Raw genomic sequence first — 24,234 nt, forward strand, 5'->3', positions numbered from 1 at the left:
TCCTGGCCTGCCGGGGCGGCCGATCTTAGGGCGCCGCAGGATCGGGCGAAACCGCCGCCGCTGACACGGACGTCCCGGCGAACAGCGCCCCCGCGGCCTCGACCTCGGCGGCGATGAAGCCCGCCACGGCGCGGATATGGGCCGCCTTCCGGTGATCCTCGTGGATGTGCATGTGGAACGAGCGCGTCAGCGAGACCGCCCCGGGCAACACCGGCACCAGCCCGGGATGGGCCGCCGCGATGAAGGCCGGCAGCACGCAGAGGCCGGCGCCGCCGAGCGTCGCGTGGACCTGGGCCAGGAGGTTGGTGGAGCGCAGGCGCGCCGTCACCGCGGGCCCCAGGGCGCCGAGGTAGTTCAGCTCGCGGGCAAACAGCATGTCCTCGATATAGCCGACGAAGGGATGGTCCGAGAGATCCGCGACCGCGGCGATCGGCGCCGCCGTGGCGCGGTAGGCTTCGGCCGCGTAGACGAACAGCCGATAATCGGTGAGCCGGCGCGCCACCACCCGGGCCTGCTGCGGGCCGGACAGGCCGATCACGATGTCGGCCTCGCGCTTGGACAGGCTGAAGATCCGGGCGGTCGCCATGATCTCGACCTCCAACCCCGGATGGCGCGCCGTCAGCCGGTGCATCCGGGGGGCGAGGAAGACGCTGCCGAACCCATCCGGCGCGCCGATCCGCACCGTGCCGGAGACCGTCTGGGCCGCCTCCGTCGCGGCACTCGCCGACAGGAAGGCGCTCTCCATGGCCTCGGCGACGCCGAGCAGGCTGGCCCCGTCCTCGGTGAGCGCGTAGCCGAGGTTGCTCCGGTGGAACAGGCGGGCGCCCAGCCCCTCTTCCAGGGCGCGGATCCGGCGGCCGACCGTGGTGTGCTCGGTGCCGGTGCGCGCCCCCGCGCCGCTCAGGGTCCCGGTCCGCGCCACCGCCAGGAAGAAGCGCAGGTCGTCCCAGTTGGGCCCCGCCCTGGCCATGGCCGCACTCCGGCTGTGCATCGATGCACAGCGGCTGTAAGCGCATCCGGCTTTATCGCTCAAGCGATCCTGATAGGGTGCCGCAAAATCAAACCCCACAGGGAGGCGCGCATGCGCACGATTGGGCATTTCATCGGCGGCCGGACCGTCGCCGGCGAGAGCGGGCGGTTCGCGGACGTATTCCATCCCTCGACCGGCGAGGTTCAGGCCCAGGTGGCGCTCGCCAGCAAGGCCGAGCTGCGCGCCGCGGTGGAGAACGCGGCGGCGGCGCAGCCCGCCTGGGCCGCCACCAACCCGCAGAAGCGCGCCCGGGTAATGATGCGCTTCCTGGAGCTGATGCGCGCGGAGCACGATTCGCTCGCCGAGCTGCTCGCCTCCGAGCACGGCAAGACCGTGCCGGACGCCAAGGGCGACATCCAGCGCGGCGTCGAGGTGGTGGAGTTCGCCTGCGGCATCCCGCACCTGCTCAAGGGCGAGTACACGGAGGGCGCGGGGCCCGGGATCGATGTCTATTCCCTGCGCCAGCCGCTGGGCGTGGTCGCCGGCATCACGCCGTTCAACTTCCCGGCGATGATTCCCCTGTGGAAATGCGCCCCCGCCATCGCCTGCGGCAACGCCTTCATCCTCAAGCCGTCCGAGCGCGACCCGAGCGTGCCGCTCCGCATCGCCGAGATCTTTCTGGAGGCGGGCTTGCCGCCGGGCATCCTCAACGTCGTCAACGGCGACAAGGAAGCCGTCGACGCCATCCTGGATGACGCGGACATCAAGGCGGTGGGCTTCGTCGGCTCCTCGCACATCGCCGAATACATCTACGTGCGCTCCGCCCAGACGGGGAAGCGCGCCCAGTGCTTCGGCGGTGCCAAGAACCACATGATCATCATGCCGGACGCCGACATGGGCCAGGCGGTCGACGCGCTGATCGGCGCCGGCTACGGCTCGGCCGGCGAGCGCTGCATGGCAATCTCGGTGGCGGTGCCGGTGGGCGAGAAGACCGCCGACCGCCTGATGGAGCGGCTGATCCCGCGGGTCGAGTCGCTCAAGATCGGCCCGTCGCACGACGGCTCGGCCGATTACGGCCCGCTGGTCACCGCGGAGGCGGTGCAGAAGGTCGTGGGCTACATCGACAAGGGCGTGGCCGAGGGCGCCGAACTCGCCGTCGATGGCCGCGGCTTCAAGCTCCAGGGCTACGAGAACGGCTTCTACATGGGCGGCTCGCTGTTCGACCGCGTGACCCCCGACATGACGATCTACAAGGAGGAGATCTTCGGCCCCGTCCTCTCGGTGGTGCGGGCCAGGGATTACGAGGAGGCGCTGGCGTTGCCCTCGACCCATCAGTACGGCAACGGCGTCGCGATCTTCACCCAGGACGGCGACGCGGCCCGGGACTTCACGGCCCGGGTCAACGTCGGCATGGTCGGCGTGAACGTGCCGATCCCGGTCCCGATCGCCTACCACACCTTCGGCGGCTGGAAGCGCTCGGGCTTCGGTGACCTGAACCAGCACGGGCCGGACTCGATCCGGTTCTACACCAAGACCAAGACGGTGACGCAGCGCTGGCCGAGCGGCATCAAGAGCGGGGCGGAGTTCTCCATCCCGACGATGCGGTAGGCGAAAGACCCTCCCCCCTCTGCGGGGGAGGGTGCCCTGCGGATGCGGGGCGGGAGAGGGGAGCGACGGTGCAGGACGGGGCGCTGGCCTTCACGTCCGCTCCGCCCCATCCTGAAGCCGGGTTCCCCTCTCCCGACCCCCCTCGGGGGCCACCCTCCCCCGCAGAGGGGGGGAGGGATTGCCCGTGTGACCTGTTGGAGCCACGCCCATGAGTTTCGGGCTCGACGAGGACCGGACCGCGATCCGCGAGATGGCGCAGGGCTTCGCGGCCGAGCACATCGCGCCGCACGCCCTCGACTGGGACCGGGACAAGACCTTTCCGGTCGAGACCCTGCGGGCGGCGGCTGCCCTCGGCATGGCGGGCATCTACATCCGTGAGGATGTCGGCGGCTCCGGCCTCTCGCGCCTCGACGCCACCCTGATCTTCGAGGCGCTCAGCACCGGCTGCCCGACGGTCGCCGCGTTCCTGTCGATCCACAACATGTGCGCCTGGATGATCGACGCCTACGGCGACGACACCCAGCGCCGGCGCTGGCTTCCATCCCTGATGGGCATGGAGACGATCGCCAGCTACTGCCTCACCGAGCCGGGCTCCGGCTCCGATGCGGCCGCGCTCCGCACCCGCGCCGCGCGGGACGGCGACCATTACGTGCTCACCGGCGAGAAGCAGTTCATCTCCGGCGCCGGCGTCAGCGACCTCTACGTCTGCATGGTCCGCACCGGCGAGGCCGGACCCGCGGGCATCTCGGCGCTGGTCGTCGAGAAGGGCACGCCGGGCCTGTCCTTCGGCGCGGAAGAACGGAAAATGGGCTGGAACGCCCAGCCGACCCGCGCGGTGCGCTTCGACGGCTGCCGGGTGCCGGTGGCCAACCGCCTCGGCGCGGAGGGCCAGGGGTTCCGCATCGCCATGAGCGGACTCGACGGCGGGCGCCTCAACATCGCCGCCTGTTCCCTAGGCGGCGCGCAGGCGGCCCTCGACAAGGCGCTCGCCTATATGGGCGACCGCCGGGCCTTCGGGGCGAAGCTCACGGACTTCCAGGCGCTGCAGTTCCGGCTCGCCGACATGGCGACCAGCCTGGAGGTGTCGCGCACCTTCCTGCGCCACGCGGCCTCCGCGCTCGACGCCAAGGATCCCGCGGCGACGCAGCTCTGCGCCATGGCCAAGCGCCATGTGACGGATGCCGCCTTCGAGGTTGCCAACCAGGCGCTCCAGCTCCACGGCGGCTACGGCTACCTCGCCGAATACGGGGTGGAAAAGATCGTCCGGGACCTGCGCGTGCACCAGATCCTCGAAGGCACCAACGAGATCATGCGGGTGATCATCGCCCGCGCGCTGACCGGGGGACGGCGATGAGTGACGTGATCGTCGAGCGGGTCGGCGCGCTCGGGCGCCTGCGCCTCGACCGGCCGAAGGCGCTCAACGCGCTCACCCACGGCATGGTCCTCGCGATCGACGCCGCCCTGAACCAGTTCTCCGCCGATCCCGGCCTCGCTGCGGTGCTGCTGACCGGGGAGGGCGAGCGCGGCCTCTGCGCGGGTGGCGACCTGCGCAGCCTGTACGACAACCCCGGCACCGCCTTCGCGGAAGCGTTCTGGCGGGACGAGTACCGCCTCGACGCCCGCATCGCGGCTTACGAAAAACCGTTCGTGGCCGTGATGGACGGCATCACCATGGGCGGCGGCGTCGGCCTCGCGGGACACGCCGCCCACCGGGTCGTCACCGAGCGCTCCCGGGTCGCCATGCCGGAGACCGGCATCGGCTACCTGCCGGATGTCGGCGGCACCTGGCTGCTGCCCCGGGCGCCGGGCGAACTCGGCACCTATCTCGGCTTGACCGGCGCGCCGGTCGGGGCCGCCGACGCGATTCCGTGTGGGTTCGCCGACGCGATGGTGCCCACGCCGGCGCTCCCCGACCTGATCGACGCGCTGTCCGCGCTGCGGCCCAATGCCGGGCACGCGGGCGTGCGGGACGTGATCGCGCGCCTCGCCCGGGATCTGGGCCCGGCGCCGCTCGCGGCCCACCGGGCGGTGATCGACCGCTGCTTCGCCTTCGACAGCGTGGACGAGATTCTATCGGCCCTGGCGGCGGATGGCGCGGACTTCGCGGCGGCGACCTGGAAGACCCTGCTGACCAAGGCGCCGTCGAGCCTCGTCCTGACGCTGCGCCTGCTGCGCCTCGGCCGCGGCGCCCCGAACCTAGAGGCCTGCCTGGAGCGCGAGTTCCACGCCTCATTGGCGGTCCTGGCGGAGGGCGATTTCCGCGAGGGGATCCGCGCGGCAGTGATCGACAAGGACAAGACCCCCCGCTGGAACCCCGCGAGCCTCGACGCGGTCGATCCCGACCGGATCGCCCGGTGGCTGGAGACGCGGGCGGAGCCGGTTTTTCCGGGGTCGCGGACGGGGTCGGTGTGATGACGCGCCGCTCGTTTCCCAACCGCGCCCTCCCTCCCCCGCAGAGGGGGGAGGGAGGGCGCATGGGGGATCCGGTCCGCTTTCAGGATGAGGGCGCGGGTGGGAACGGCCATCAACAACGCAGGGAGGACGGGATGGCACAGACCATCGGGTTCATCGGTCTCGGCAACATGGGCGGGCCCATGGCGGCCAACCTCGTGAAGGCGGGGCACAGGGTCCGCGGGTTCGACCTGGCGCCGGCCTCCCTCGAGGCGGCGCGGGCCGAGGGGATCGCGGTCGCCGGCTCGGCCCTGGAGGCGGCCGAGGGCGCGGACGCCGTGATCACCATGCTGCCCGCCGGGCGGCACGTGGTCGAGGTCTGGACGCAGCTCGCCGATTCCCTGCCCGCCGGCACCCTGCTGATCGATTCCTCCACGGTGGATGTCGAGAGCTCGCGCAAGGCCCATGGCCTCGCCGAGGCCCGCGGCTGCCTGTCGGTGGACGCGCCGGTCTCCGGCGGGACCGGCGGCGCCAAGGCCGGGACCCTGACCTTCATGGCCGGGGGCGCCGCGGCGGCCTTCGCCAAGGCCGAGCCGCTTCTGAAGGCGATGGGCAAGAACGTGTTCCATTGCGGCGCCGCCGGCGCCGGGCAGGCGGCCAAGATCTGCAACAACATGATCCTCGGCATCTCGATGATCGGCGTCAGCGAGGCCTTCGCCCTGGGCGAGAAACTCGGCCTGTCGCACCAGGCGCTCTACGACGTGGCCTCGGTCTCCTCGGGCCAGTGCTGGTCGCTGACCACCTATTGCCCGGTGCCGGGCCCGGTGCCGACCTCGCCGGCCAACAGCGGCTACAAGCCGGGCTTCGCCGCCGCGCTGATGCTCAAGGACCTCCGGCTCGCCCAGGCCGCCGCCCTCGCCTCCGGGGCGGCGACGCCGCTCGGCGCCGAAGCCGCCCAGATCTATGGGCTGTTCGAGGGTCTCGGCCACGGCGGCGAGGACTTTTCCGCGATCATCCATATGCTGCGCGGACAGGGAGGTGAGTCGTGACCGAGTCCTACGAGACGATCCTGACGGAGCGGCGCGGACGGGTGCTGCTGATCACCCTCAACCGCCCCAAGGCGCTCAACGCCATCAACGCCCAGCTCACCGCCGAGGTGATCCGCGCGGCGACCGCGGCGGATGCCGATCCGGGGATCGGCTGCCTCGTCCTCACCGGCTCGGCCAAGGCCTTCGCGGCCGGCGCCGACATCAAGGAGATGCAGCACGCCACCTACGCCGAGATGTACGCGGGCGACCGGTTCGGCGACTGGGAGCGGTTCACCGCCGTGCGCAAGCCGATCCTCGCCGCGGTGGCGGGCTACGCCCTCGGCGGCGGCTGCGAGCTCGCCATGATGTGCGACATCATCCTGGCGGCCGACACGGCGCAGTTCGGCCAGCCGGAGATCAAGCTCGGGGTCATGCCGGGAATCGGCGGCAGCCAGCGGCTGACCCGGTTCGTCGGCAAGGCCAAGGCCATGGAGATGTGCCTGACCGGCCGGATGATGGACGCCGCCGAGGCCGAGCGTTCGGGCCTCGTCTCCCGGGTGATCCCGGCCGACCGGCTCCTCGACGAGGCGATGACGGCGGCCGAGACCATCGCGTCGATGTCGCTGCCGATCGCCATGATGACCAAGGAGGCGGTCAACCGCGCCTACGAGACCACGCTCGCGGAGGGCCTCCGCTTCGAGCGGCGGGTGTTCCATGCCATGTTCGCCACCCGGGACCAGAAGGAGGGCATGGCCGCCTTCGTGGAGAAGCGGCCGCCCCGGTTCGAGAATATCTGACCGTGGCCTTGCCGCTTCGGGGCGGGCGGGGGAAAGGCTGACAGATCGAACAAGACTTCGACGGGGGAACGACCATGCCCAGCTTCCGGGAGGCCCGCGATCTTTTGCTGGCCCACCGCACCGATTATGCCGCCGCAGTCTCGGCCTTCGCCTGGCCGGATCCGGTGCCGTTCAACTGGGCGCTCGACTGGTTCGACGCCGAACTCGCCGGCCCTGAGAGCCGCGACCGCGACGCGCTCCGGATCGTCGAGGCCGGGAGCGGCGTGGAGCAGCGCTTCACCTTCGGCGAACTCGCGGCGCGGTCCAACCGTGTCGCCAACCATCTGCGCGGGCTCGGCCTGAAGCGCGGCGACCCCCTGCTCCTGCTGCTCGGCAACGTTCCGGCCCTGTGGGAGACCATGCTGGCGGCGATGAAGCTCGGCGCGGTGGTCATCCCGGCGACGACTTTGCTCACCGCGGACGAACTCGCCGACCGGCTCGCCCGTGGCCGCCCCCGGGCGATCGTGGCCGGGCCGGAGCAGGTCGCGCGGTTCGCGGGCCTCGACACGGGTGACGCGATCCGCCTCGTCACCGGGCCCGCGACGGGGGCCTGGGGCGGCTATGACGACGCCCACGGCGCGTCCGAGACCTTCGCGCCCGACGCGCCCACCGGGGCCGACGATCCGCTGCTCCTCTACTTCACCTCCGGCACCACGGCGAAGCCGAAGCTGGTGCGCCACAGCCACCGGTCCTATCCGGTCGGGGCGCTCTCGACCATGTACTGGCTCGGGCTCCAGCCGGGGGACGTGCATTGCAACGTCTCCTCGCCGGGCTGGGCCAAACACGCGTGGTCGTCGTTCTTCGCCCCCTGGAATGCCGGCGCGACCATCCTGGTGATCAATCAGGCGCCGTTCAACGCCGCCGCCCTGCTGACGCAGCTGGAGCGCACCGGCGCCACCACCCTCTGCGCCCCGCCGACCGTCTGGCGGATGATCATCCAGGAGGACCTCACCGGGAAGCAACTCGCGCTCCGCGAGGTCTGCGCGGCGGGCGAGCCGCTGAATCCGGAGGTGATCGAGCGCGTGCGGAGCGCCTGGGGCCTCACGATCCGCGACGGCTACGGCCAGACCGAGACCACGGCCCTGATGGCCAACAGCCCGGGCCAGCCGGTGGTGCCGGGCGCCCTCGGACGACCCCTGCCGGGCTACCGGGTGCGCGTGCTGGACGCCGACGGGGAGCCGGCCGCCGAGGGCGAGGTCTGCCTGGACCTCGGCCCGCACCGCCCCGCCGGCCTGATGCAGGGCTACGACGACGGCCAGGGCCACCTCACGGGGGCGGATGGCAGCCTCTACCGGACCGGCGACGTCGCCTTTGTAGACCAGGCGGGCTGCTACACCTTCGTCGGCCGGGCCGACGACGTGTTCAAGTCCTCGGGCTACCGGATCAGCCCGTTCGAGCTGGAGAGCGTGCTGCTCGAGCACCCGGCGGTGGCGGAAGCCGCGGTGGTTCCGATCCCGGACCCGATGCGCCACACCATCCCGAAGGCCTACGTCTCCCTCGTGGCGGGGGCCTCGCCCGGGCCGGAGACGGCGCTCGACATCTTCCGCTTCACCAACGCGCGGCTCGCCACCTTCAAGCGCCTGCGCGGGCTCGAATTCGTCACCGACCTGCCCAAGACCATCTCGGGCAAGATCCGACGGGTGCAACTGCGCCGCCTGGAGCATGACGGCGTGACCGAGGACCCGCACCGGGGCCGGGCATACACCCAGGCGGATTTCCCGGAGCTGAAGGGCGAGGCGGAGCGCAAGCTCGACCAGACCGCAGGGTGAGGGGCGCATCCCTGGCCGGCGTGCCGGGAAGATCGCAGATCATGCCGACCGGGACGCGCGAGAATCAGGGGTGATGGCCGAGACGTCAACGCCGGACTCGCTCGATCGCGCCGGGCCGCTCACGCGGGCGTTCCGCGCGATGGACGCGTCACAGACGTTCGTCGCCGAACCGAAGATGCGGGGATGGCCGCGGCGGCGACGCTGGAGCGGGACCGTGCGCTCGCGCCCTGGCAGATAGGCCTTGCCGGGATGGCTGCCGGCGCCGCGTTCTTCGGGGCCGGAGCGGCCTTCGTGAAGCGTCCCGGGACCTGATCGAACGGTCAAGGTTTACACCCTCCAAACCCGATGCGGCGCATTCGCGGCGCTTCTCAAGCCGCCCGTCGACGGTGTCGGGCGAGAGCCGGGTGCCGTCGGCGAATCGATAAAATTGCGCGCAACCGCTTCAGCGCCGCGGAGGCTCTGCGGCGCAATCCTGGCCTCGACAACGGGGACGGGTTCGATGGCTGCGGGGCTTCTCAGGACGGTTCGGGTGACCCTCGCCGGGGCGCTGGTTCTGCTCGGCCTCGCGGCGACCGCCGAAGCCCAGACGCTGGCGAGTTTGCCCTTGGAGGTAGGCGCCCAGGTGCTCGGCGATGCCAAGCCGATCGCGGCGTGGGTGACGTTCTGCCAGAGTTACGGGGCGGAGTGCGCGGTGGACCGGAGCGAGCCGGCGCGGATCAGCCTGACGGCGTCGACCTGGGCGACGATCGTGTCGGTGAACCGGCGGGTCAACAAGGCGGTCGAGCCGATGACCGACCAGGATCACCTGCACGTGGCCGACCGCTGGGACCTGGCCGAGGACGGCATCGGCGACTGCGAGGATTTCCAGCTGCTCAAGCGCCACCTGCTGGCCGAGGCCGGCCTGCCGCGCCGGGCGATGCGCATGACCGTGGTGATCGACGAGAAGGGCGAGGGCCACGCCGTGCTCACGCTGATCACCGACCGGGGCGACCTCGTGCTCGACAACAAGACCAGCGCGATCCTGCCCTGGCACAAGACCGGCTATGTGTTCATCAAGCGCGAGAGCCAGGACGCCGTCGCCTGGGTCTCCCTCGGCGGCGTCACCTCCCCGGTCACGACCGCGAACCGCTGAGCGGGGGCCGGTTCAGGCCGCGCGGCTGAGCGGGGCGGGCGCGAGCTTCGCGACGTAGGCTTCGACCCGGCCGATGAAGCCGGCGAGGTGGGGGGCGACGCCCCGGAGGCTGGCGAGGTCGCGCACCAGGATGTCCCGGGACAGGGCCCGGTCGCCCGCGCTCGGCGCGTCGGCGAGGTAGGACTCGACCGCGTGTTCGGCGATGTTGATCGCGCCGGCCCGACCATCCTCGGCGAGCGCTCTGATCACCTGCTGGATGGCGGGCTGCATCACGATGTCCGTGTCCTGTTTCTGGCCCGCGTCCCGGAGGAATTGGCCGGGGCCTTGCTACGATCGATCGACCCGCCGCGAATCCAGCGCGGGGGCACGGTTTGACAAGCCGGCAAAGCGGCCGCGAAGCAAGGGCTTCGGGCGACGCGCAGATCGGGCATTCCCGCACTGCATGCGAGGATGCGGAGTTCTGCGGATGCAACACCGCCGCGAAACGGAACCCGCAATGGGGTTTGGCCGTTTTTGTCTCCCTCCGAGCCCATTGTGCGCCGCAGAAAGGCGTGTCACCTTTCCGTCATCATCGGGCGGCGGGGGCTTGGACCATGCGGCACGCGGATGGCGGACTCACGTGCCAGACCTTCGGGCTCCTGCGATGGCGGGGCTGGACGGATGCGGTGCGCCGGGCGCGCCAAGCCGCGAGCTTCGGCTTGGTCGGGACGTTGCTGACCCTGGGCGGCGCCACGACCCACGCGCATGCGCGCCTCGTCCTGCCGGGCAAAGCGTCCCCGGCGGAGCCCACTGGATCCGTGCGTGCCATCGCGGGCTGGACCAATTTCTGCGCGCGCGTGCCCGAGGAATGCACCCTCGACACATCGGAACCGTCCGTGATCCCGCTCACCGTGGCGGTCTGGCGAACGCTGCTGAGCGTGAACCGGCGGGTCAATGCCCGCATCCGGCCGCTCACCGATCAGGCGCATTGGGGCGTGGTCGACCGTTGGGACTTCCCCGATGACGGATCGGGCGATTGCGAGGACTATCAGCTCCTGAAGCGGCGGATGCTGGTGGAGCGCGGCCTGCCGCGGCGTGTCCTGCTGATGACCGTGGTGATCGACGAGACCAACGAGGGCCACGCGGTGCTGACCGTGCGCACCGATCGGGGCGACTTCATCCTCGACAACAAGACCGACGCGATCCGCCCCTGGCGGCGCACCGGCTACAGCTTCATCAGGCGCGCCGGCCAGGACGGCCCGGCCTGGGTCTCCCTGGAGGGGAAGGACGGCACCGCCCAGGTGGCGACCGCGGAGCCGTAGCGCGGCTCCTCAGCGGAGAAGGATAGGGCGATGCCGTGGCGGCTCAGGCGCCGACCAGCATCGCCGCGAGGTCGAGGGCGACCCTGCCCGAGAGCAGGCTCCAGCCGCAGGCGATCACCGTGGCGAGCATCACGAACGGGATCGGCCGCCCCTCGATCCGCCGGCCGCGCACGGTGTTGCGCAGGATGATGAACGGCGCCGAGAAGGCCAGCATGGGCAGGGCCGCCACCGCCGGCAGGCCGCCGCGCTCCAGAAGGCTGAAGCTCGCCCGCCGCGCCGCGAACAGCTCGAACGCGCTGGCGATCAGCCCGGACAGCGCGAGGCCGATGCACAGCGTCCGGATCGAGTCGAGGGCGGCGGGCGTGAGGACCATTATTCGCGCTCCTGTGTAGGTTGCGCGCAGTTTAGTCACGTCGTTTACCGCCTGTTAAGTAATACCAGCGGGTAGCGTTAACCCATGCACAGGTAGCCGCGGACAGAGGCCGCCTCGCATGGGGGGTGGGGCGGTTGCGGCTCAGGCGTCCTCCTCGAGGTCGATGTCCAGGATCGCCATCCGGAAGACGAAGGAATCGTCGCCATCCTCCTTGTCGTCGGCGATCACGCCGATCGACTCCTCGCCGATGAACACCTCGGCGGAATCGCCGGTCTTCATCGCCGTCAGGCGGATGTTGTTGTTGGCGAACTTGCGGCGCAGGTAGTCCTGGAGCTTCGCGGTCTCGGCTTTGGTCACGCTGTCTGGTCTCCCTCACGCATCATCCCGAACGGTGATCGCCGGAATCCGGGGTTGAAGATGCGATATCATGGCTCGGCCGCATCGCCCGGGGTCCGGCTCCCGGGTCGATGCTCCAGCAGCGCTGGCGCCGCGGATGGGCCGTGGGCTTGCCACGGCTTCGGCGGAGCGGCAAGCGCGGCGGTCGCCCGTCAGATCCCGTCGCCCAGATGGATGAACTGGTCGAGCGCGACCAGCTGATCCATGGCCCGGGCCGGATCGTCACAGCCCGCAGTGCCGACGACGCGGGCGGGCACGCCCACCACCGTGGTGTTGGCCGGCACCGGCCGGAGCACCACGGACCCCGCGGCGACCCGGGCACAGGCCCCGACCTCGATGTTGCCCAGGATCTTGGCGCCGGCGCCGATCATCACGCCGCGGCGGATCTTGGGATGCCGGTCGCCGCGCTGCTTGCCGGTGCCCCCGAGCGTCACGGCGTGCAGGATCGACACGTCGTCCTCGATCACCGCGGTCGAGCCGACCACGAGCCCTGTGGCGTGGTCGAGGAACACGCCCCGCCCGATCCGCGCGGCCGGATGGATGTCGCACTGGAACACCTCCGAGACGCGGCTCTGGATGTAGAGGGCGAGGTCGCGCCGGCCGCGGTTCCAGACGTGGTGGGCGAGGCGATAGGCCTGGAGCGCGTGGAAGCCCTTGAAATACAGGATCGGCTCGAGCGCCCGCAGGGTCGCGGGATCGCGGTCGATCACCGCGCCGATATCGGCGCGGAAGGCCTGTCCGATGGCGGGGTCAACCGTGATCGCCTCGTGGAAGGCGTGGGCGATGAGTTCGGCCGGCAGCGACGGGTGCCCCAGGCGGGCCGCGACCCGGTGGGCGACCGCCCCTTCGAGCGTGGTGTGGTTCAGGACCGTCGCCACGATGAAGGAGGCGAGCTGCGGCTCGGTGTGCAGCAATTCCTCGGCCTCGGCGCGCAGACGCGACCAGACCGGGTCGAGGATTGCGAGGTCGCGGGCCCCCGGATTGCGGGCGGGACTGGCGCTCATGGGCGGATGCTCATGTCCGGGACTCCGAATTGGCCGGGCGGCGCGTGCGGACCCCGTCCGTGCGGGGCAGGCGGCCGCGCCATACGCGAAATCGTGGCGCACGCTCTAGCGTGGTGCGCCGCACCGCGGCGATCAAGGGCCGGGGCAATCCCGAGGCTGCGTCGCCCGCGGGGCTGTCATCGAAAACCGGCGGTCCGGATCACTCGACCGTCGCGACCGTCTGCCCGAACCGCGCCTCGATGGCCGCGGTCAGCCGGTCGAGCATCGTCTGGACCGGGATGTCGGAGGTATCCACGGTGGCGGGCGCGCGGGCGTAGAGCGGCTCCCGGCTCGCCAGCACGGCGCGCAGTTCCTGCATGGCCGAGGCGTGGTCGCCGGTCGTGGCGAGGTGGCCCTGCTCGCGCACGCGGCTCATATGCTCCTCCGGCCGGGCGCGCAGCCAGATCGTGTAGAAGGCCTGGAGCAGCAGGTCGTAGGTCAGGGGCTCGGCCACGATGCCGCCGCTGGTCGCCAGGATCAGCGGCCCGGGATGCTCGGTGAGGCGGCGCAGGGCCGCCTGTTCCAGCCGCCGGTATCCCTCCTGGCCGTAGATCGCGAAGATCTCCTGCACCGAGAGGGCATTCTCCCGCTCGATCTCGGCATTGAGCTCGACGAAGGTCCAGCCCAGGCGCTCGGCCGCGAGCTTGCCCAGCGTCGACTTGCCGGCACCGCGCAGGCCGGTCAGGGCCACGCGCGGACGATCCCCCGCCTCGGGCCGGTTGCCCCCGGACAGGGCCTGCTTGGCGGCGGCGATCTGCGCCGGGCTCGCCTGGCCGAGGAGGTCGCGCACCACCGGCCAGTCGGGCAGGGCGTCGTTGCCGGTGATCAGGTCGTCGAGCCGCACGCCCATGGCGTTGGCGACCCGCCGCAGCAGGATGATCGACACGTTGCCCTGGCCACCCTCCAGCTGCGCGATGTAGCGCTCGGAGAGGCCCGAGGTCTGCGACAGGACCTTGCGCGACAATCCGCGCACGGTGCGCGCGTGCCTGACGCGGCGCCCGAGGTCCGTGAGAAAGAGAGATTCCTGTTCCACCACGCCGGTCATGGCGCCGTCCGCTTTCCTGCCAGCCTGGAAGCAGAGTCCGTGCCCTGCATGTCTACCGCTTCGAGATCGATCGCGCTCCGCGGCCCGGACGAAGGCGGCCCGACCTTGCGCGCGGAGACCCGCGTATTCCTGCCCAAAAGATCTGTCTTGCGCGACCTGTATCCGGCCGCTGCGACCCGGCAGCGGCGCGTGCCGTACCGATCCAACCACGTTGCTGGCGCGGTCTATCTGTTGCGGAACGCCGCGATGGTCAAGGCTTGAGCATGATCCTTGTGTGGGCAGCGCAGCGCCTCCGCACCCGATCCGGGATCGCGCCGGCGGGGGCGGGGTGCGGCGCTACTCGACCGGTAGGGCGGTGGCCTCCTGCAGGGCCACGCCGGCCGGCGCGCGCCGCGGACCGGCGGCGGCCAGCATCTGAAGGGTCGGCCGCCGCGGGGGCAGCGGCACCTCGACGGTCTCGCCGACCGGGGCCGAGGCGGCGGTCGGCGTCGCGGCCGGACCGGGAACGGCCTCGGCCGGGGGCGAGAGACGCAGCTCCGCCATCTCGGTCGGCGCGGCGGCCCCGGCGCCGAAGCCGGCGGGCCGGCGCGGCGGGAGCGGCACCTCGACGGCCTGGACCTGCGCCGCCGGTTCCGCCGGGGCTAGAGCAGCCGGTTCGACGGACAGGCTCGCGAACTGGATCGTGCCGGTCAGGGCGGTGGGACGGCGCGGGGGCAGCGGCACCTCGACCGCCTCGGTCGGCGCCGCGACCGCCGCGACGGTCGGGGCGTAGGCCAGGGCCGGGGCGCCCGCATCCGCGACGCCGCCGCCGAACAGGCTCGCCAGGGCGCTCGCCGAGGCGGCCACGGGGGCGACAACAGACGCGACTTCGGTGGAGATGCCCTGCCGCTTGGCCGCGAAATAGTAGCCGCGGTTGTAGTACTGATAGGCCTGGCTGAGATTGCCCTGGGCGGTGCGGTAGGCGCCCGCCAGATAGGCCACGCCGTAGCGGAGGTTGGTGGCCGGGTCGAGGAGCCCCGCGGCGTCGCCGGTATAGCCGAGGCTGCGCGCGGTCGCGTGCTTGATCTGCATGAGGCCCAGGGCGCTGCCGCCCTTGGCGTGCGGATTGTAGTTGCTCTCGCGCTTGACCACCGCGTGCACGAAGCTCGCCGGAACGCCGTTCGCCTTGGCCTGCTGCTCGATCAACGCGTCGATGTTGTCGTGCGCCGCCTGCCCGAAGGCGGCGGCCGGCACGACCGCAAGGAGGGCGGCCAGGAGAAGGCGATGCATTCCGAGACCCGGTCTTGCTTGCTCTGTGGTCAAGCTAGGTCGCGGGGAAATGAGGCCGGAAAGCGGCCCCGCTTCGGCAAGCTGTGGGCGGCCGGGGTACGGGCGCGCCCTGTGCTCTGGCGGACACAGGCGGCGTCATTCGCCGGGGGCACCTGCGGCCCATCGCCGGCATCGTCCCGAGCGGGCGCCACCGTCCGGGACGGGGCGTTAAGGAAGGATGAAGCGCGCGACGCCGTGGGCGAAGCCGTCCGCGTCGTTGCCGTCGGTGACGGCGTGCGCCGCCGCCTTCACGGCGTCCTCGGCATTGCCCATCGCCACCGAGAAGCCGCTGTTGGCGAACATCGGACGATCGTTGCCGGCATCGCCGAAGGTCGCGATCCGCTCCGGCGGGATGCCGAGATGCGCGCTCATCCAGGCGACGAACCGGCCCTTGTCGAGATCGGGCGGCGTGACGTCGAGGTAATAGGCCTGGGAGCGGTGGACGGTGGCCCGCCCGGCCAGGGCGGTCCCGATCCGCGCCTCGCACGCCGCCAGATGGACAGGGTCGCGGCTCACGCCGACGATCTTGGCCGCCGTGCCCATGAGCGTGCCGAGATCGGCCACGACCCGGGGCTCCGCGCCGATCGTGCGGCGCTCCAGGTCGGTATAGGGGCCGTCCGGGTCGCGCAGGCACCACGCGCCCTCGGCGAAGACCCAGACGTCGAGCCCCTCCGCCAGGAGCCGGTCGAGGGCCGCCCGCGCGGCGGCCTCCGGGATCGTCCGCTCCTCGAGGATCGACAGGTCCGGCCGCACCACGCTGGCGCCGTTGAACGCCCCCATCGGCAGGTCGAGGCCGAGCTCGGCGACGAGGCCGCGCAGCCCGATCGGCGGTCGCGCCGAGGCGATGCTGAAGCCGATGCCGGCCGCGCGCAGCCGCGCCACGGCCGCGACGGTCGCGGGGGTGAGGCGCTTGTCACCGGTCACCAGGGTGCCGTCGACGTCGGAGATCACCAGGGCGATCCCTTGGGTTTTTCCCTGGTCCTTGTCGGATCCCATCATCATCGGCTCACTCCACGTCCGCCCGCGGGCGGGTCTCCATCGCGAGCCGCGCCACGATACGCTCCGCGATCACCGCGGGCGGCTCGGCGATGCCGACGGTGATCGGGTGCTCGTCGCGGCCGGGGACCTCCAGCGCGGCGAACTGACTGTCGAGCAGGAGGGGTGACATGAAATGCCCATGGCGCCCGGCGAGGCGCCCGGCGATCAGGGCCCTGTCCCCCTCCAGATAGACGAGGCGCACCCGCCGGCTTCCGCCTGTCAGGACGTCCCGGTAGGCCCGGCGCAGGGCCGAACACACCACCACCCCCGATTCCCCGGCCTCCAGCCTCTGCCGGACCCAGACCGCGATCCGCGCGAGCCAGGGCGCGCGATCCACATCGTCGAGGGCGCGGCCGGCCTGCATCTTCGCGACGTGCTCTGGGCTGTGGAAGCTGTCGCCGTCGACGAACAGCCAGCCGAGGCGTTCGGCGATCAGCGCCGCGACGGTGCTCTTCCCGGACCCGGAGACGCCCATGACCACGAGCACCTGCGCGCCCACGGTCGCCGGTCCGGTCTCGCGCGTCTGCACCCTCTGGGACATCGTCCGGATCCCCGTGGCTCCGAGGCGCCGACCCGGCGCCGGGGATCATGAATAGGATCGGGGCCGGGGAAGGAAAGGCCGCAGCACGAAACCGCGCGGTCCGCGGGTCGGCCGGAACCGGCCCGGGACCCGCGCGTTCATCCCGGGAAGTTGGAACATTGCAGGAACAGAGAACCATGGCCCAGTCCACCGCGAAGTCCGCTTCGAAGACCGACCAGCACGCCGAGAAGTCGGATGCGAATCCCAAGACTGATCCCAAGGACGTCTCGAACCAGATCAAGGACCCCGATCAGTGGACCACCGGCGGCGAGCCGATGACCGGGGCCCAGGCTTCGTACCTGAAGACCCTGTCGGAGGAGGCGAAGGAGCCGAAGGCGTTCGACCCCGACCTCGACAAGGCCGAGGCCTCCAAGCGGATCGACGATCTCCGGCACAAGGCGGGCCACGCCTGATCCGGTTCCGGGCGCGTCCGATCCTTCGGACGCGCCCTCCCAGGTTGGAATCGGGCGTAACCTGCCGAAGGGATACGCTTTCGGAGACTGGTTTAAGACAGCGGCAATAGCGGGTCGGGTAAACACGGAGATCGGCCGCGTTGCCTCGGGGGCGGCGGAGCGCGGTGGGGGACGGTTTCAATCATGCATGAACCGAACTGCCGCGGGGCGGAGCAGCGCGCCGCACGATCGATGCCCCCGTCCGGCCGTGCCAGTGCGGCCGCCGTCGCCATGGTGCAGTTCGCCCGCGACCTGCGCGGCTCGACGGCGATCGAGTATGCCCTGATCGGCTCCCTGATCTTCCTAGTCGCCGCCGGAAGCCTGCGCCTCTACGCGACCCGGATGAGCGGGGTCTACAACCAGATCAGCACCGCGGTGAGCCAGACCAATTAGCGTCCCCATGCGGGCATCGTTCGCGACCTTCGCCCAGGCGCGCCCCGTTGAGTGGTGATCGCCGCCTCGAAGCCGACGCGACGCGCGCTCTCTCCCGCAGAGGCTAAGATATTCACACATCGCGGGCCGAGACACTCTCTTCTCCCCCTCGCGGTTACGGGCGGCACAGGTTTGAGGGCTCAGCGAGCTCGCCGGTCAGACCGGCGGGACTCGGGTCCCCTCTCCCGCACGGGAGGAGGGCTGTCGCGCTGCGTCATGAGCCGCGTGCCTTGACCTGCGTCGCCCGTAGCCCGTGCGGGGAGGGGAAAAACCTTCTGTTCCCATGATGGTGGTGTCCGACTGCGACGCATGATGCCGGCGGCCCGCACGGAAGGGGCCTGGCGCTCCGTGGGGCTTGAACGCTCTTTCTGGCGAACCGCCGGGGATCAGGCGCTGTCCGGAAATGGGCGTATCGCGCCGCCGAGCCGGACGGGGGCGGTTCCGGGCCTTGCAGACGTCCGGAAACCGGGCCACCGCACCATCATCCCGGGGCGGGCGGGGCCGGATCGGTCAGGCCGTCGCGGTCGATTCCGGGCGTCTGCCCCGAAAAAGCTGTGCTTAGCGAGGATGAAACCGCGAGCTCGGCCGTCCCCGGCGGAGTGTGGCTCACCCGCTACGGACACCCGGGCCGCCATGGGTTAGGCACGGGCTCTGCACTACCGATGGGCAACATCTGGATGCGAACACTTCCCCTCGTCCTGCTCGCCGTCACGGCGATGTCGGGCTGCACGTACCTGCCCGCGGCGGGTCCGACGGCGAGCGCGATCCAGGCGGGCGCGGAGGTGGCCACCCCGGATGGCGGGATGCTGGCGCGCTACGAGATCATCGACGTCACCCCCGCGGTGGTCGAGGCCCTGCGCGGACGGCCGCTGGACAGCCTGCTCGCCTCCTTCGGCGACCACCGGTCGTCGGCCGAGCCGGTCATCGGCATCGGCGACATGGTCTCGGTCTCGGTCTGGGAGGCCGGCTCCGGCGGCCTGTTCTCCGGCCCGCTGGTCGCCGACCGCTTCTCCGCCGGCTCCAAATCCGCCCTCATCCCCGAGCAGCCGGTCGGGCGCGACGGCGCCATCTCGGTGCCCTATGCCGGCCGGATCAAGGTCGCCGGCCGCCGCCCCCAGGACGTCCAGTCCCTGATCGAGAACGAACTCGCCGGCAAGGCCATCCAGCCGCAGGTGCTGGTCTCGGTCACCCGCCCGATCTCCCAGGCCGTCACCGTCACCGGCGAGGGCGCAGCCGGCGCCCGCTTGCCGCTCTCCGGCCACGGCGACCGCATCCTCGACGTCATCGCGGCCGCCGGCGGCAACCGCTCGCCGGTCTCGGAGACCTTCGTGCGCCTGTCGCGCGGGCCGGTCACCGCCACCGTCCCCCTGACCACCGTGGTGTCCAACCCCAAGGAAAACATCTACCTGCGGCCCAACGACGTGCTCACCCTGGTGCGCGATCCCCAGACCTTCCTGGCGGTGGGCGCGCTCGGCCAGGCCACCGAGCTGCCGTTCCAGGCCGACGGCATCACCCTGGCCCAGGCCCTGGCCAAGGCGCGCGGCCTGTCGGATTTCGCCGCCGACCCGGCCGGAACCTTCATCTTCCGGTTCGAGCCCGCCAGCGTCGTGCGCCGGCTCAACCCCGGCTCCAAGCTGCTGGCCACGCCGCTCGTGCCCGTGGTCTACCGCATCGACATGCGCGACCCCAACAGCCTGTTCGTCTCCCAGGCGTTCCGCATGCGCAACCGCGACCTCGTCTACGTGTCCAACGCCCCCTTCACCGAACTGTCCAAGGTCCTCTCCGCCTTCAGCGGCGTCACCGGACCCGTCTCCTCCGTCGCAACCGCCTACTACTACGCGAAGTAAAGGCGGGACGACGCTGGGACGCACGGCGGAAAAAAATCGCGTTTGTCCGCATCCTCGCGTATGGCCTTCGGGTGCGGTGCGGGAATGCGGCGCGGACGCCGTACGCCCTCCGCCTGTGGCTGCCGCGCGCAAGGATGCCTAGAAGAGCCCGATGAAGATCGGACGCGTCGTCCCCGCCAGCGGGCCGTTCCGGCCCGCGCTGATCTCCCTGAGCCTGTGTGTCGCGCTCCTGTCGGCCATGCCGGCGGCGGCCGACGTCGTGATCGGCGTGGCGGTCCCGCGCTCCGGACCCTACGTGGCGGTGGGCGAGCAGGTGCTGCGCGGGGTCGAGTTGGCGGCGCGGGATGCCAACGCCATGGGCGGCCTCGACGGTCAGCCCGTGACCCTCGACGTGCAGGACGATGCCTGCGACTCGAATACCGCGACGGCGGTGGCCAACCACTTCGTGCGCGGGAACGTGCGCTTCGTCGTCGGACATGTCTGCTCGAACGCCTCGATCGCCGCCTCCGACATCTATGCCCAGAACGGCGTCGTGATGATCACCGCGGCCTCGGTGGCGGCCCGGCTCACCGACCGGGGTCTGCCGACCGTGTTCCGCGTCTGTGGGCGCGACGACGATCAGGCCCGGCTCTCCGCCGCCGTGCTGGCCGAGCGCTTCCGGGACCGCAAGATCGCGCTGATCCAGGACCAGACGCCCGCGGCCCGCACGCTCGCCGCCGCCACCAAGGACAACCTCAACCGGATCGGCGTGAACGAGGCGCTGTCGGTGTCGTTCTCGCCGACCGACGGCGACGATGCCGCCCTCGCGGACCGCCTGAAGGGTGCGGGGATCGACGTGGTCTATTACGGCGGCGATGCCGCCGAGATGGGCCGCCTCGTGAAGATCTCGGCCGACCGCGGCTTCCGCCCGCAATGGTTCGGGACTTCGGCCATCGCCACGCCGGACTTCGCCAAGATCGCCGGTCCGGCGAGCAACGGCGTGCTGATGACCTTCTACCTCGACCCGAGCCGGCAGCCCGCCGCCGGCGGCGTGGTGAAGGCCTTCAAGGCCGAGGGCGTCGATCCCACCGGCTCCACGGTCTACGGCTACGCGGCCATGCAGGCGCTGGTGGCGGCCGGCAATTTCGCCCATTCGGTCGAGCCGAGGCCGATCGCCCAGGGGCTTCACACGGAGCGGTTCGATCTGGTGCTGGGCACGGTCGGGTTCGACGCCAAGGGCGACGTCACCGCCCAGGGCTACGTGCTCTACGTCTGGAAGGACGGGAGCTTCACCCCCGCGGGGAAGTGAAGCGGCGAGCACCCGGCCGGTACGTCACGCGTCGGCCGACAGACGCGCCTTGGCTGCCTGGGCCAGGAAGGCGGACCGGCTCTCGCCCGTCGCCTCGGCGGCGCTGTCGATGCGGCGTAACAGGCCCTCTTCCATCGAGATGTTGACCCGCACGGATCGGCTGGGCAGGTCGACGTGGAGGAGCGCGACCATCGCGTCCGCGCTGTCGTCGCGGAAAGCCGGATCGCTGCGCAACACCTCCAGGGTGCGCAGGTGGGGGAGCGCTTCGTTGTCCTCCACCATCCCGGCGACGTGAAAGGTGAGCATCTCGGCTGCCTTGCGATACAAGGTTTCGAGGTCGCCGGCGACGGTCGTTGCACCCGGAAAGTCTGGGAAGGACGCACCGAACCTTCCGTCTTCCTGATGCACCAGCATGACGATGTGAGCCATGGTGCCCTCGTGATTGCCATCCGCCGAGTGTTGCGAGGCCGCGAACCGCCGCACTCGACCGCCTACCATGTCCAACCGGCTTGCCTGTAAATGCTACGCAGGGTTCCAGTCGGTATCTCCGACGCACCCATATCGACCGTTACCCTCCCGGGTTTGCTCGGGTGCTTGAACTGGATGTGATCGCCAGGCCCCTTCCGAGCGACGAACCACCCGTCTCTTCGGAGGGCCGCGATGACAAGACGGGTTCTGCGATCGTGTTCCGTCCGCGACATCCATGGAACGCTGTCTGCGCCATTGCCCGTACCTCCGTGCGCCGGACGTCGATCCGAACGGCGGAGGGGCTGCCACTGGCCGTGGGCCTTCCGGCCTGTCGAAACTGCCACGCCGCACATCGCCCGGCAAGCCGGGTGTGTAAACGTGTGTAAAAAGCCTGGAGACGGAGAGCTTATCCGTTCTGCGCCGCATCAACCTCGGCGCCCCGCCCCAACCCGCGCAGGAGGTCGGCGAGGTGCGGCCGCACCCGCAGCTGAAGTGCATGGAGCCGGCGCACCGCCGCGCTGAGCTGCCCGTCCCGGCCGAGCATCGCATCCGCAAATCCGATCATCCGGGCATTGGGCCAGGCCGGCTCGCGCAGGGCATGAAGGCGCTCGACCAGGGCTTCGGCCGGCGTCTCCGGCTCGGCCTGCGCGAACAGCATCAGGAGGGCCGCGGTGGAGCGCGACAGGCCGTAATGGCAGTGCACCAGCAGGTGGGCCGGCCCGTCGAGCTGCCGCCCGAATGCGAGGATCGCCGCGACGTGCTCGGGCTCCGGCGGCACCAGGCCATCGCCGGGGCCGAGGCAGTCGTGGAAGTGCAGGGTCGTCCGGGCATGGGCGCCGTAGGCGGTGAAGGCCTCCGGCTCCGGCGTGCCCGGATCGAGCAGGGACAGGACGTGGCTGACGCCACGCCCGCCGTGGCCGGCCAGCTCCTCGAGGCCGCAGACGGTGTGCAGGGTGACGGCGGGCTCGGAGCGCATCCCCGGCGCCTAGCGCATCGTCCCGGCCATGGGAACCGGGACGAAGCCCCGGATCATCGAGACAGATCGTCCCGATCCGGGCGCCGGTGGGCACCATCCGGGACGCGGCCCCGGCCGGGAGGACCGGCCGTCTCGCGCGGCGACGGAACTGCCCCCGCCGCCCGCGGCTTTCGGGAACCGACGCGGACATGCTAGCTGCGGCCGGCGATTCCGCGCCGGACGGATCGGACACGCTCGGACGAGATGCCGTTGGACGAGACCCTCATCACGCGAACGACAGGAACGCGGCGCAGGACCGTGCTGACCGCTGGCCTCGGCGCCGCCGCCGCCGGAACGTTCGCCGCTCCGGCTCAGGCGGAGGGCGCCCCCGCGCTGCGCTGGCGCCTGTCCTCGGCCTATGCCAAGACCCTCGACATCCTGTTCGGTGCCCCGGAGGCGCTCAGTCGGATCGTCGCCGAGGCCACCGACGGGCGGTTCCAGATCCAGGTCCTCGGCCCCGGCGAGCCGGTCCCCGCGGAGGGTCTCCTGGAGGCCGTCGCGGCGGGCACCGTCGAGATGGGCCACGGGCCGGCGACCCTGGCCATGGCCAAAGACCCGACCTTCGCCCTGGCCACCGCGGTGCCCTTCGGCCTCAACGCCCGGGGTGCCGCCGCGTGGTGGCAGGCGGGGGGCGCCGCCGAGCTGTTCGCCGAGGTCTTCGCGAAGGCCGGCCTCGTCTGCCTGCCGGGGGGCAACACCGGCGCCCAGATGGGCGGCTGGTTCCGGCGCGAGATCAAGGGCCTCGCCGATCTCCAGGGTCTCAAGTTCCGGATCGACGGCATGGGCGGCCAGGTGCTCGCCAAGTTCGGCGTCCAGCCGCAGACGCTTCCCGGCGCCGAGATCTACGCGGCCCTCGAAGCGAAGAAGATCGACGCCGCGGAGTGGATCGGCCCCTACGACGACGAGCGTCTCGGCCTGCAGAAGGTCGCGCCGGTCTACCATTATCCCGGCTTCTGGGAGGGCGGCGCGATGCTGCATTTCTGGTTCAACGCCGAGGCGTGGAAGGGGCTGCCGAAATCCTACCAGGCGATCCTGCGGGCCGCCGCCGCCCAGGTCGGCGCCGAGGTGCAGGCCAAGTACGATGCGCGCAACCCCCAGGCCCTGCGCCGGCTCGTCGCCGGCGGCGCGCAGCTGCGGCCGTTCCCCCAGGAGGTGATGGAAGCCGCCCTCAAGAACGCCAACGACGTCTACGCCGAGATCGCCGCCAAGAACGGCGATTTCCGCCGCGTCTACGAGGCGATGCGCACCTTCCGGAACGAGGAGTACCTCTGGTTCCAGGTGGCGGAATACACCTACGACAACTTCATGATCCGGGCGCGGGCGCGGGGATAGGACATAATCCCGATTGGGCGCCGGCTTTCGGGACGACGCCCTACGCCGACCGCCGCTTGTCGAACCGCTTGAGGAGACGTTCCCGCTTCAGGCGCGACAGGCGGTCGATCCAGAAGACGCCGTCGAGCTGATCGATCTCGTGCTGGACGACCGCGGCCGGAAAGCCCTCCGCCTCCTCTTCATGGGCCGCGCCGTCGCGGTCGCGGTAGCCGAACCGGATGCGGGCGGGTCGGGTGATCCGCTCGCGCACCCCCGGCATGCTGACGCTGCCCTCCTCGTGGGTCGCCGTCTCGGGGGAGGCCCAGAGGATCGTCGGGTTCAGGTAGATCCACCGGTCTTCCTCCGGAGACATCCGGATCACCACCACGCGGGCCGGCACGCCGATATGCGGAGCCGTCAGGCCGATGGCGCTTGCGGCCAGCAGGGTGTCCCACACATCCTCAATGAGGGCCTGCGTGAGCGGCCCGAACGCGTCGATCGGCGCGGCCGGGCGGGCGAGGCGGGGATCGGGGAACAGGACGAGGGGGCGGGCCGGCATGGTCGATCAGTCCACCTGCGTCGGTGCGGAATTCCGCCCCTCTC

27 protein-coding genes are annotated in these 24,234 nt (G+C 71.1%); 14 read left to right on the forward strand and 13 right to left on the reverse strand.

Features of this window, described 5'->3' with window-relative positions; genetic code table 11:
• Positions 1-25: 25 nt before the first annotated feature.
• Positions 26-970: a LysR family transcriptional regulator gene (locus AC3IF1_RS06910; RefSeq protein WP_489216759.1), complete on the reverse strand. Its 945-nt coding sequence runs from the start codon at positions 968-970 to the stop codon at positions 26-28.
• Positions 971-1,081: 111 nt separating this feature from the next.
• Here AC3IF1_RS06910 and AC3IF1_RS06915 point away from each other — a divergent pair, with 111 nt between their 5' ends.
• From AC3IF1_RS06915 to AC3IF1_RS06950, 8 genes are all read left to right on the forward strand, one after another.
• A complete protein-coding gene (locus tag AC3IF1_RS06915) occupies positions 1,082-2,578 on the forward strand; it encodes a CoA-acylating methylmalonate-semialdehyde dehydrogenase (protein ID WP_489216761.1) in 1,497 nt (498 codons plus the stop codon).
• 208 nt (positions 2,579-2,786) lie between these two features.
• Positions 2,787-3,932 (forward strand): acyl-CoA dehydrogenase family protein, encoded by a 1,146-nt coding sequence (locus tag AC3IF1_RS06920; protein ID WP_489216763.1) that lies wholly within the window; start codon positions 2,787-2,789, stop codon positions 3,930-3,932.
• Positions 3,929-4,990: an enoyl-CoA hydratase/isomerase family protein gene (locus AC3IF1_RS06925; protein WP_489216765.1), complete on the forward strand. Its 1,062-nt coding sequence runs from the start codon at positions 3,929-3,931 to the stop codon at positions 4,988-4,990. Before AC3IF1_RS06920 ends, AC3IF1_RS06925 begins: the two co-directional genes overlap by 4 nt.
• A 134-nt stretch (positions 4,991-5,124) precedes the next feature.
• Positions 5,125-6,018 carry a 3-hydroxyisobutyrate dehydrogenase gene (mmsB, locus tag AC3IF1_RS06930; protein ID WP_489216768.1) on the forward strand — a complete coding sequence of 298 codons (894 nt, stop codon included), beginning with the start codon at positions 5,125-5,127 and terminating at the stop codon, positions 6,016-6,018.
• Positions 6,015-6,794, forward strand: coding sequence for an enoyl-CoA hydratase (locus tag AC3IF1_RS06935; RefSeq protein WP_243967332.1), 780 nt, complete (start codon positions 6,015-6,017; stop codon positions 6,792-6,794). Before mmsB ends, AC3IF1_RS06935 begins: the two co-directional genes overlap by 4 nt.
• A 74-nt stretch (positions 6,795-6,868) precedes the next feature.
• The gene (locus tag AC3IF1_RS06940) at positions 6,869-8,602 is read left to right on the forward strand and encodes an AMP-binding protein (protein ID WP_489216770.1); all 1,734 of its coding nucleotides are present in this window, start codon (positions 6,869-6,871) and stop codon (positions 8,600-8,602) included.
• A gap of 183 nt (positions 8,603-8,785) precedes the next feature.
• Positions 8,786-8,914 carry a hypothetical protein gene (locus AC3IF1_RS06945; protein WP_489216772.1) on the forward strand — a complete coding sequence of 43 codons (129 nt, stop codon included), beginning with the start codon at positions 8,786-8,788 and terminating at the stop codon, positions 8,912-8,914.
• 187 nt (positions 8,915-9,101) lie between these two features.
• A complete protein-coding gene (locus tag AC3IF1_RS06950) occupies positions 9,102-9,734 on the forward strand; it encodes a transglutaminase-like cysteine peptidase (RefSeq protein ID WP_489216773.1) in 633 nt (210 codons plus the stop codon).
• A 12-nt stretch (positions 9,735-9,746) separates the two neighbouring features.
• Here the strand turns inward: AC3IF1_RS06950 and AC3IF1_RS06955 are convergent, their stop codons facing one another.
• Complete coding sequence (locus AC3IF1_RS06955; RefSeq protein WP_243968143.1) at positions 9,747-10,004, reverse strand: hypothetical protein; 258 nt, start codon at positions 10,002-10,004, stop codon at positions 9,747-9,749.
• Between the two features lie 323 nt (positions 10,005-10,327).
• Here AC3IF1_RS06955 and AC3IF1_RS06960 point away from each other — a divergent pair, with 323 nt between their 5' ends.
• Positions 10,328-11,035 (forward strand): transglutaminase-like cysteine peptidase, encoded by a 708-nt coding sequence (locus AC3IF1_RS06960; protein ID WP_489216774.1) that lies wholly within the window; start codon positions 10,328-10,330, stop codon positions 11,033-11,035.
• Positions 11,036-11,078: 43 nt separating this feature from the next.
• Here the strand turns inward: AC3IF1_RS06960 and AC3IF1_RS06965 are convergent, their stop codons facing one another.
• From AC3IF1_RS06965 to AC3IF1_RS06995, 7 genes are all read right to left on the reverse strand, one after another.
• Complete coding sequence (locus AC3IF1_RS06965) at positions 11,079-11,408, reverse strand: DUF6949 family protein (RefSeq protein ID WP_243968139.1); 330 nt, start codon at positions 11,406-11,408, stop codon at positions 11,079-11,081.
• Positions 11,409-11,549: 141 nt separating this feature from the next.
• Positions 11,550-11,765, reverse strand: a complete 216-nt coding sequence (locus AC3IF1_RS06970) for a DUF3126 family protein (protein ID WP_091721446.1) — start codon at positions 11,763-11,765, stop codon at positions 11,550-11,552.
• Positions 11,766-11,956: 191 nt separating this feature from the next.
• Complete coding sequence (gene cysE, locus AC3IF1_RS06975; RefSeq protein ID WP_489216779.1) at positions 11,957-12,808, reverse strand: serine O-acetyltransferase; 852 nt, start codon at positions 12,806-12,808, stop codon at positions 11,957-11,959.
• Positions 12,809-13,007: 199 nt separating this feature from the next.
• A complete protein-coding gene (locus AC3IF1_RS06980; protein WP_243968136.1) occupies positions 13,008-13,892 on the reverse strand; it encodes a helix-turn-helix transcriptional regulator in 885 nt (294 codons plus the stop codon).
• 336 nt (positions 13,893-14,228) lie between these two features.
• Positions 14,229-15,161, reverse strand: coding sequence for a lytic transglycosylase domain-containing protein (locus AC3IF1_RS06985; RefSeq protein WP_489216781.1), 933 nt, complete (start codon positions 15,159-15,161; stop codon positions 14,229-14,231).
• Positions 15,162-15,368: 207 nt separating this feature from the next.
• The gene (locus tag AC3IF1_RS06990) at positions 15,369-16,202 is read right to left on the reverse strand and encodes a Cof-type HAD-IIB family hydrolase (RefSeq protein WP_489216783.1); all 834 of its coding nucleotides are present in this window, start codon (positions 16,200-16,202) and stop codon (positions 15,369-15,371) included.
• A 4-nt stretch (positions 16,203-16,206) separates the two neighbouring features.
• Positions 16,207-16,779 (reverse strand): gluconokinase, encoded by a 573-nt coding sequence (locus AC3IF1_RS06995; protein ID WP_489216785.1) that lies wholly within the window; start codon positions 16,777-16,779, stop codon positions 16,207-16,209.
• A gap of 176 nt (positions 16,780-16,955) precedes the next feature.
• On the opposite strand from AC3IF1_RS06995, the gene AC3IF1_RS07000 reads away from it, so the two are divergent.
• The 4 genes from AC3IF1_RS07000 to AC3IF1_RS07015 all read left to right on the forward strand — a co-directional run bounded on the left by AC3IF1_RS07000 (position 16,956) and on the right by AC3IF1_RS07015 (position 20,837).
• Positions 16,956-17,231, forward strand: coding sequence for a DUF3072 domain-containing protein (locus AC3IF1_RS07000; RefSeq protein ID WP_243968132.1), 276 nt, complete (start codon positions 16,956-16,958; stop codon positions 17,229-17,231).
• 183 nt (positions 17,232-17,414) lie between these two features.
• Positions 17,415-17,663, forward strand: a complete 249-nt coding sequence (locus AC3IF1_RS07005; RefSeq protein ID WP_243968131.1) for a Flp family type IVb pilin — start codon at positions 17,415-17,417, stop codon at positions 17,661-17,663.
• A gap of 716 nt (positions 17,664-18,379) precedes the next feature.
• A complete protein-coding gene (locus AC3IF1_RS07010; RefSeq protein ID WP_489216788.1) occupies positions 18,380-19,549 on the forward strand; it encodes a polysaccharide biosynthesis/export family protein in 1,170 nt (389 codons plus the stop codon).
• 151 nt (positions 19,550-19,700) lie between these two features.
• On the forward strand, positions 19,701-20,837 hold the full coding sequence (locus AC3IF1_RS07015) for a branched-chain amino acid ABC transporter substrate-binding protein (protein WP_489216789.1): 1,137 nt from the start codon (positions 19,701-19,703) through the stop codon (positions 20,835-20,837).
• A gap of 24 nt (positions 20,838-20,861) precedes the next feature.
• Here the strand turns inward: AC3IF1_RS07015 and AC3IF1_RS07020 are convergent, their stop codons facing one another.
• The 3 genes from AC3IF1_RS07020 to AC3IF1_RS07030 all read right to left on the reverse strand — a co-directional run bounded on the left by AC3IF1_RS07020 (position 20,862) and on the right by AC3IF1_RS07030 (position 22,281).
• On the reverse strand, positions 20,862-21,266 hold the full coding sequence (locus AC3IF1_RS07020) for a type II toxin-antitoxin system HicB family antitoxin (protein WP_489216792.1): 405 nt from the start codon (positions 21,264-21,266) through the stop codon (positions 20,862-20,864).
• Between the two features lie 62 nt (positions 21,267-21,328).
• Positions 21,329-21,658 carry a type II toxin-antitoxin system HicA family toxin gene (locus tag AC3IF1_RS07025; protein ID WP_489216793.1) on the reverse strand — a complete coding sequence of 110 codons (330 nt, stop codon included), beginning with the start codon at positions 21,656-21,658 and terminating at the stop codon, positions 21,329-21,331.
• 53 nt (positions 21,659-21,711) lie between these two features.
• A complete protein-coding gene (locus AC3IF1_RS07030; RefSeq protein WP_489216796.1) occupies positions 21,712-22,281 on the reverse strand; it encodes a tyrosine phosphatase family protein in 570 nt (189 codons plus the stop codon).
• Positions 22,282-22,524: 243 nt separating this feature from the next.
• Between AC3IF1_RS07030 and AC3IF1_RS07035 the strand changes: the two genes are divergently transcribed.
• A complete protein-coding gene (locus tag AC3IF1_RS07035) occupies positions 22,525-23,652 on the forward strand; it encodes a TRAP transporter substrate-binding protein (RefSeq protein WP_489216798.1) in 1,128 nt (375 codons plus the stop codon).
• A 40-nt stretch (positions 23,653-23,692) separates the two neighbouring features.
• Here the strand turns inward: AC3IF1_RS07035 and AC3IF1_RS07040 are convergent, their stop codons facing one another.
• Entirely contained in the window at positions 23,693-24,190 is a 498-nt protein-coding gene (locus tag AC3IF1_RS07040; protein WP_489216800.1) for a peptide deformylase, read from the reverse strand.
• Between the last annotated feature and the right edge of the window lie 44 nt (positions 24,191-24,234).

It is taken from the genome of Methylobacterium sp. E-012 (assembly GCF_057836545.1).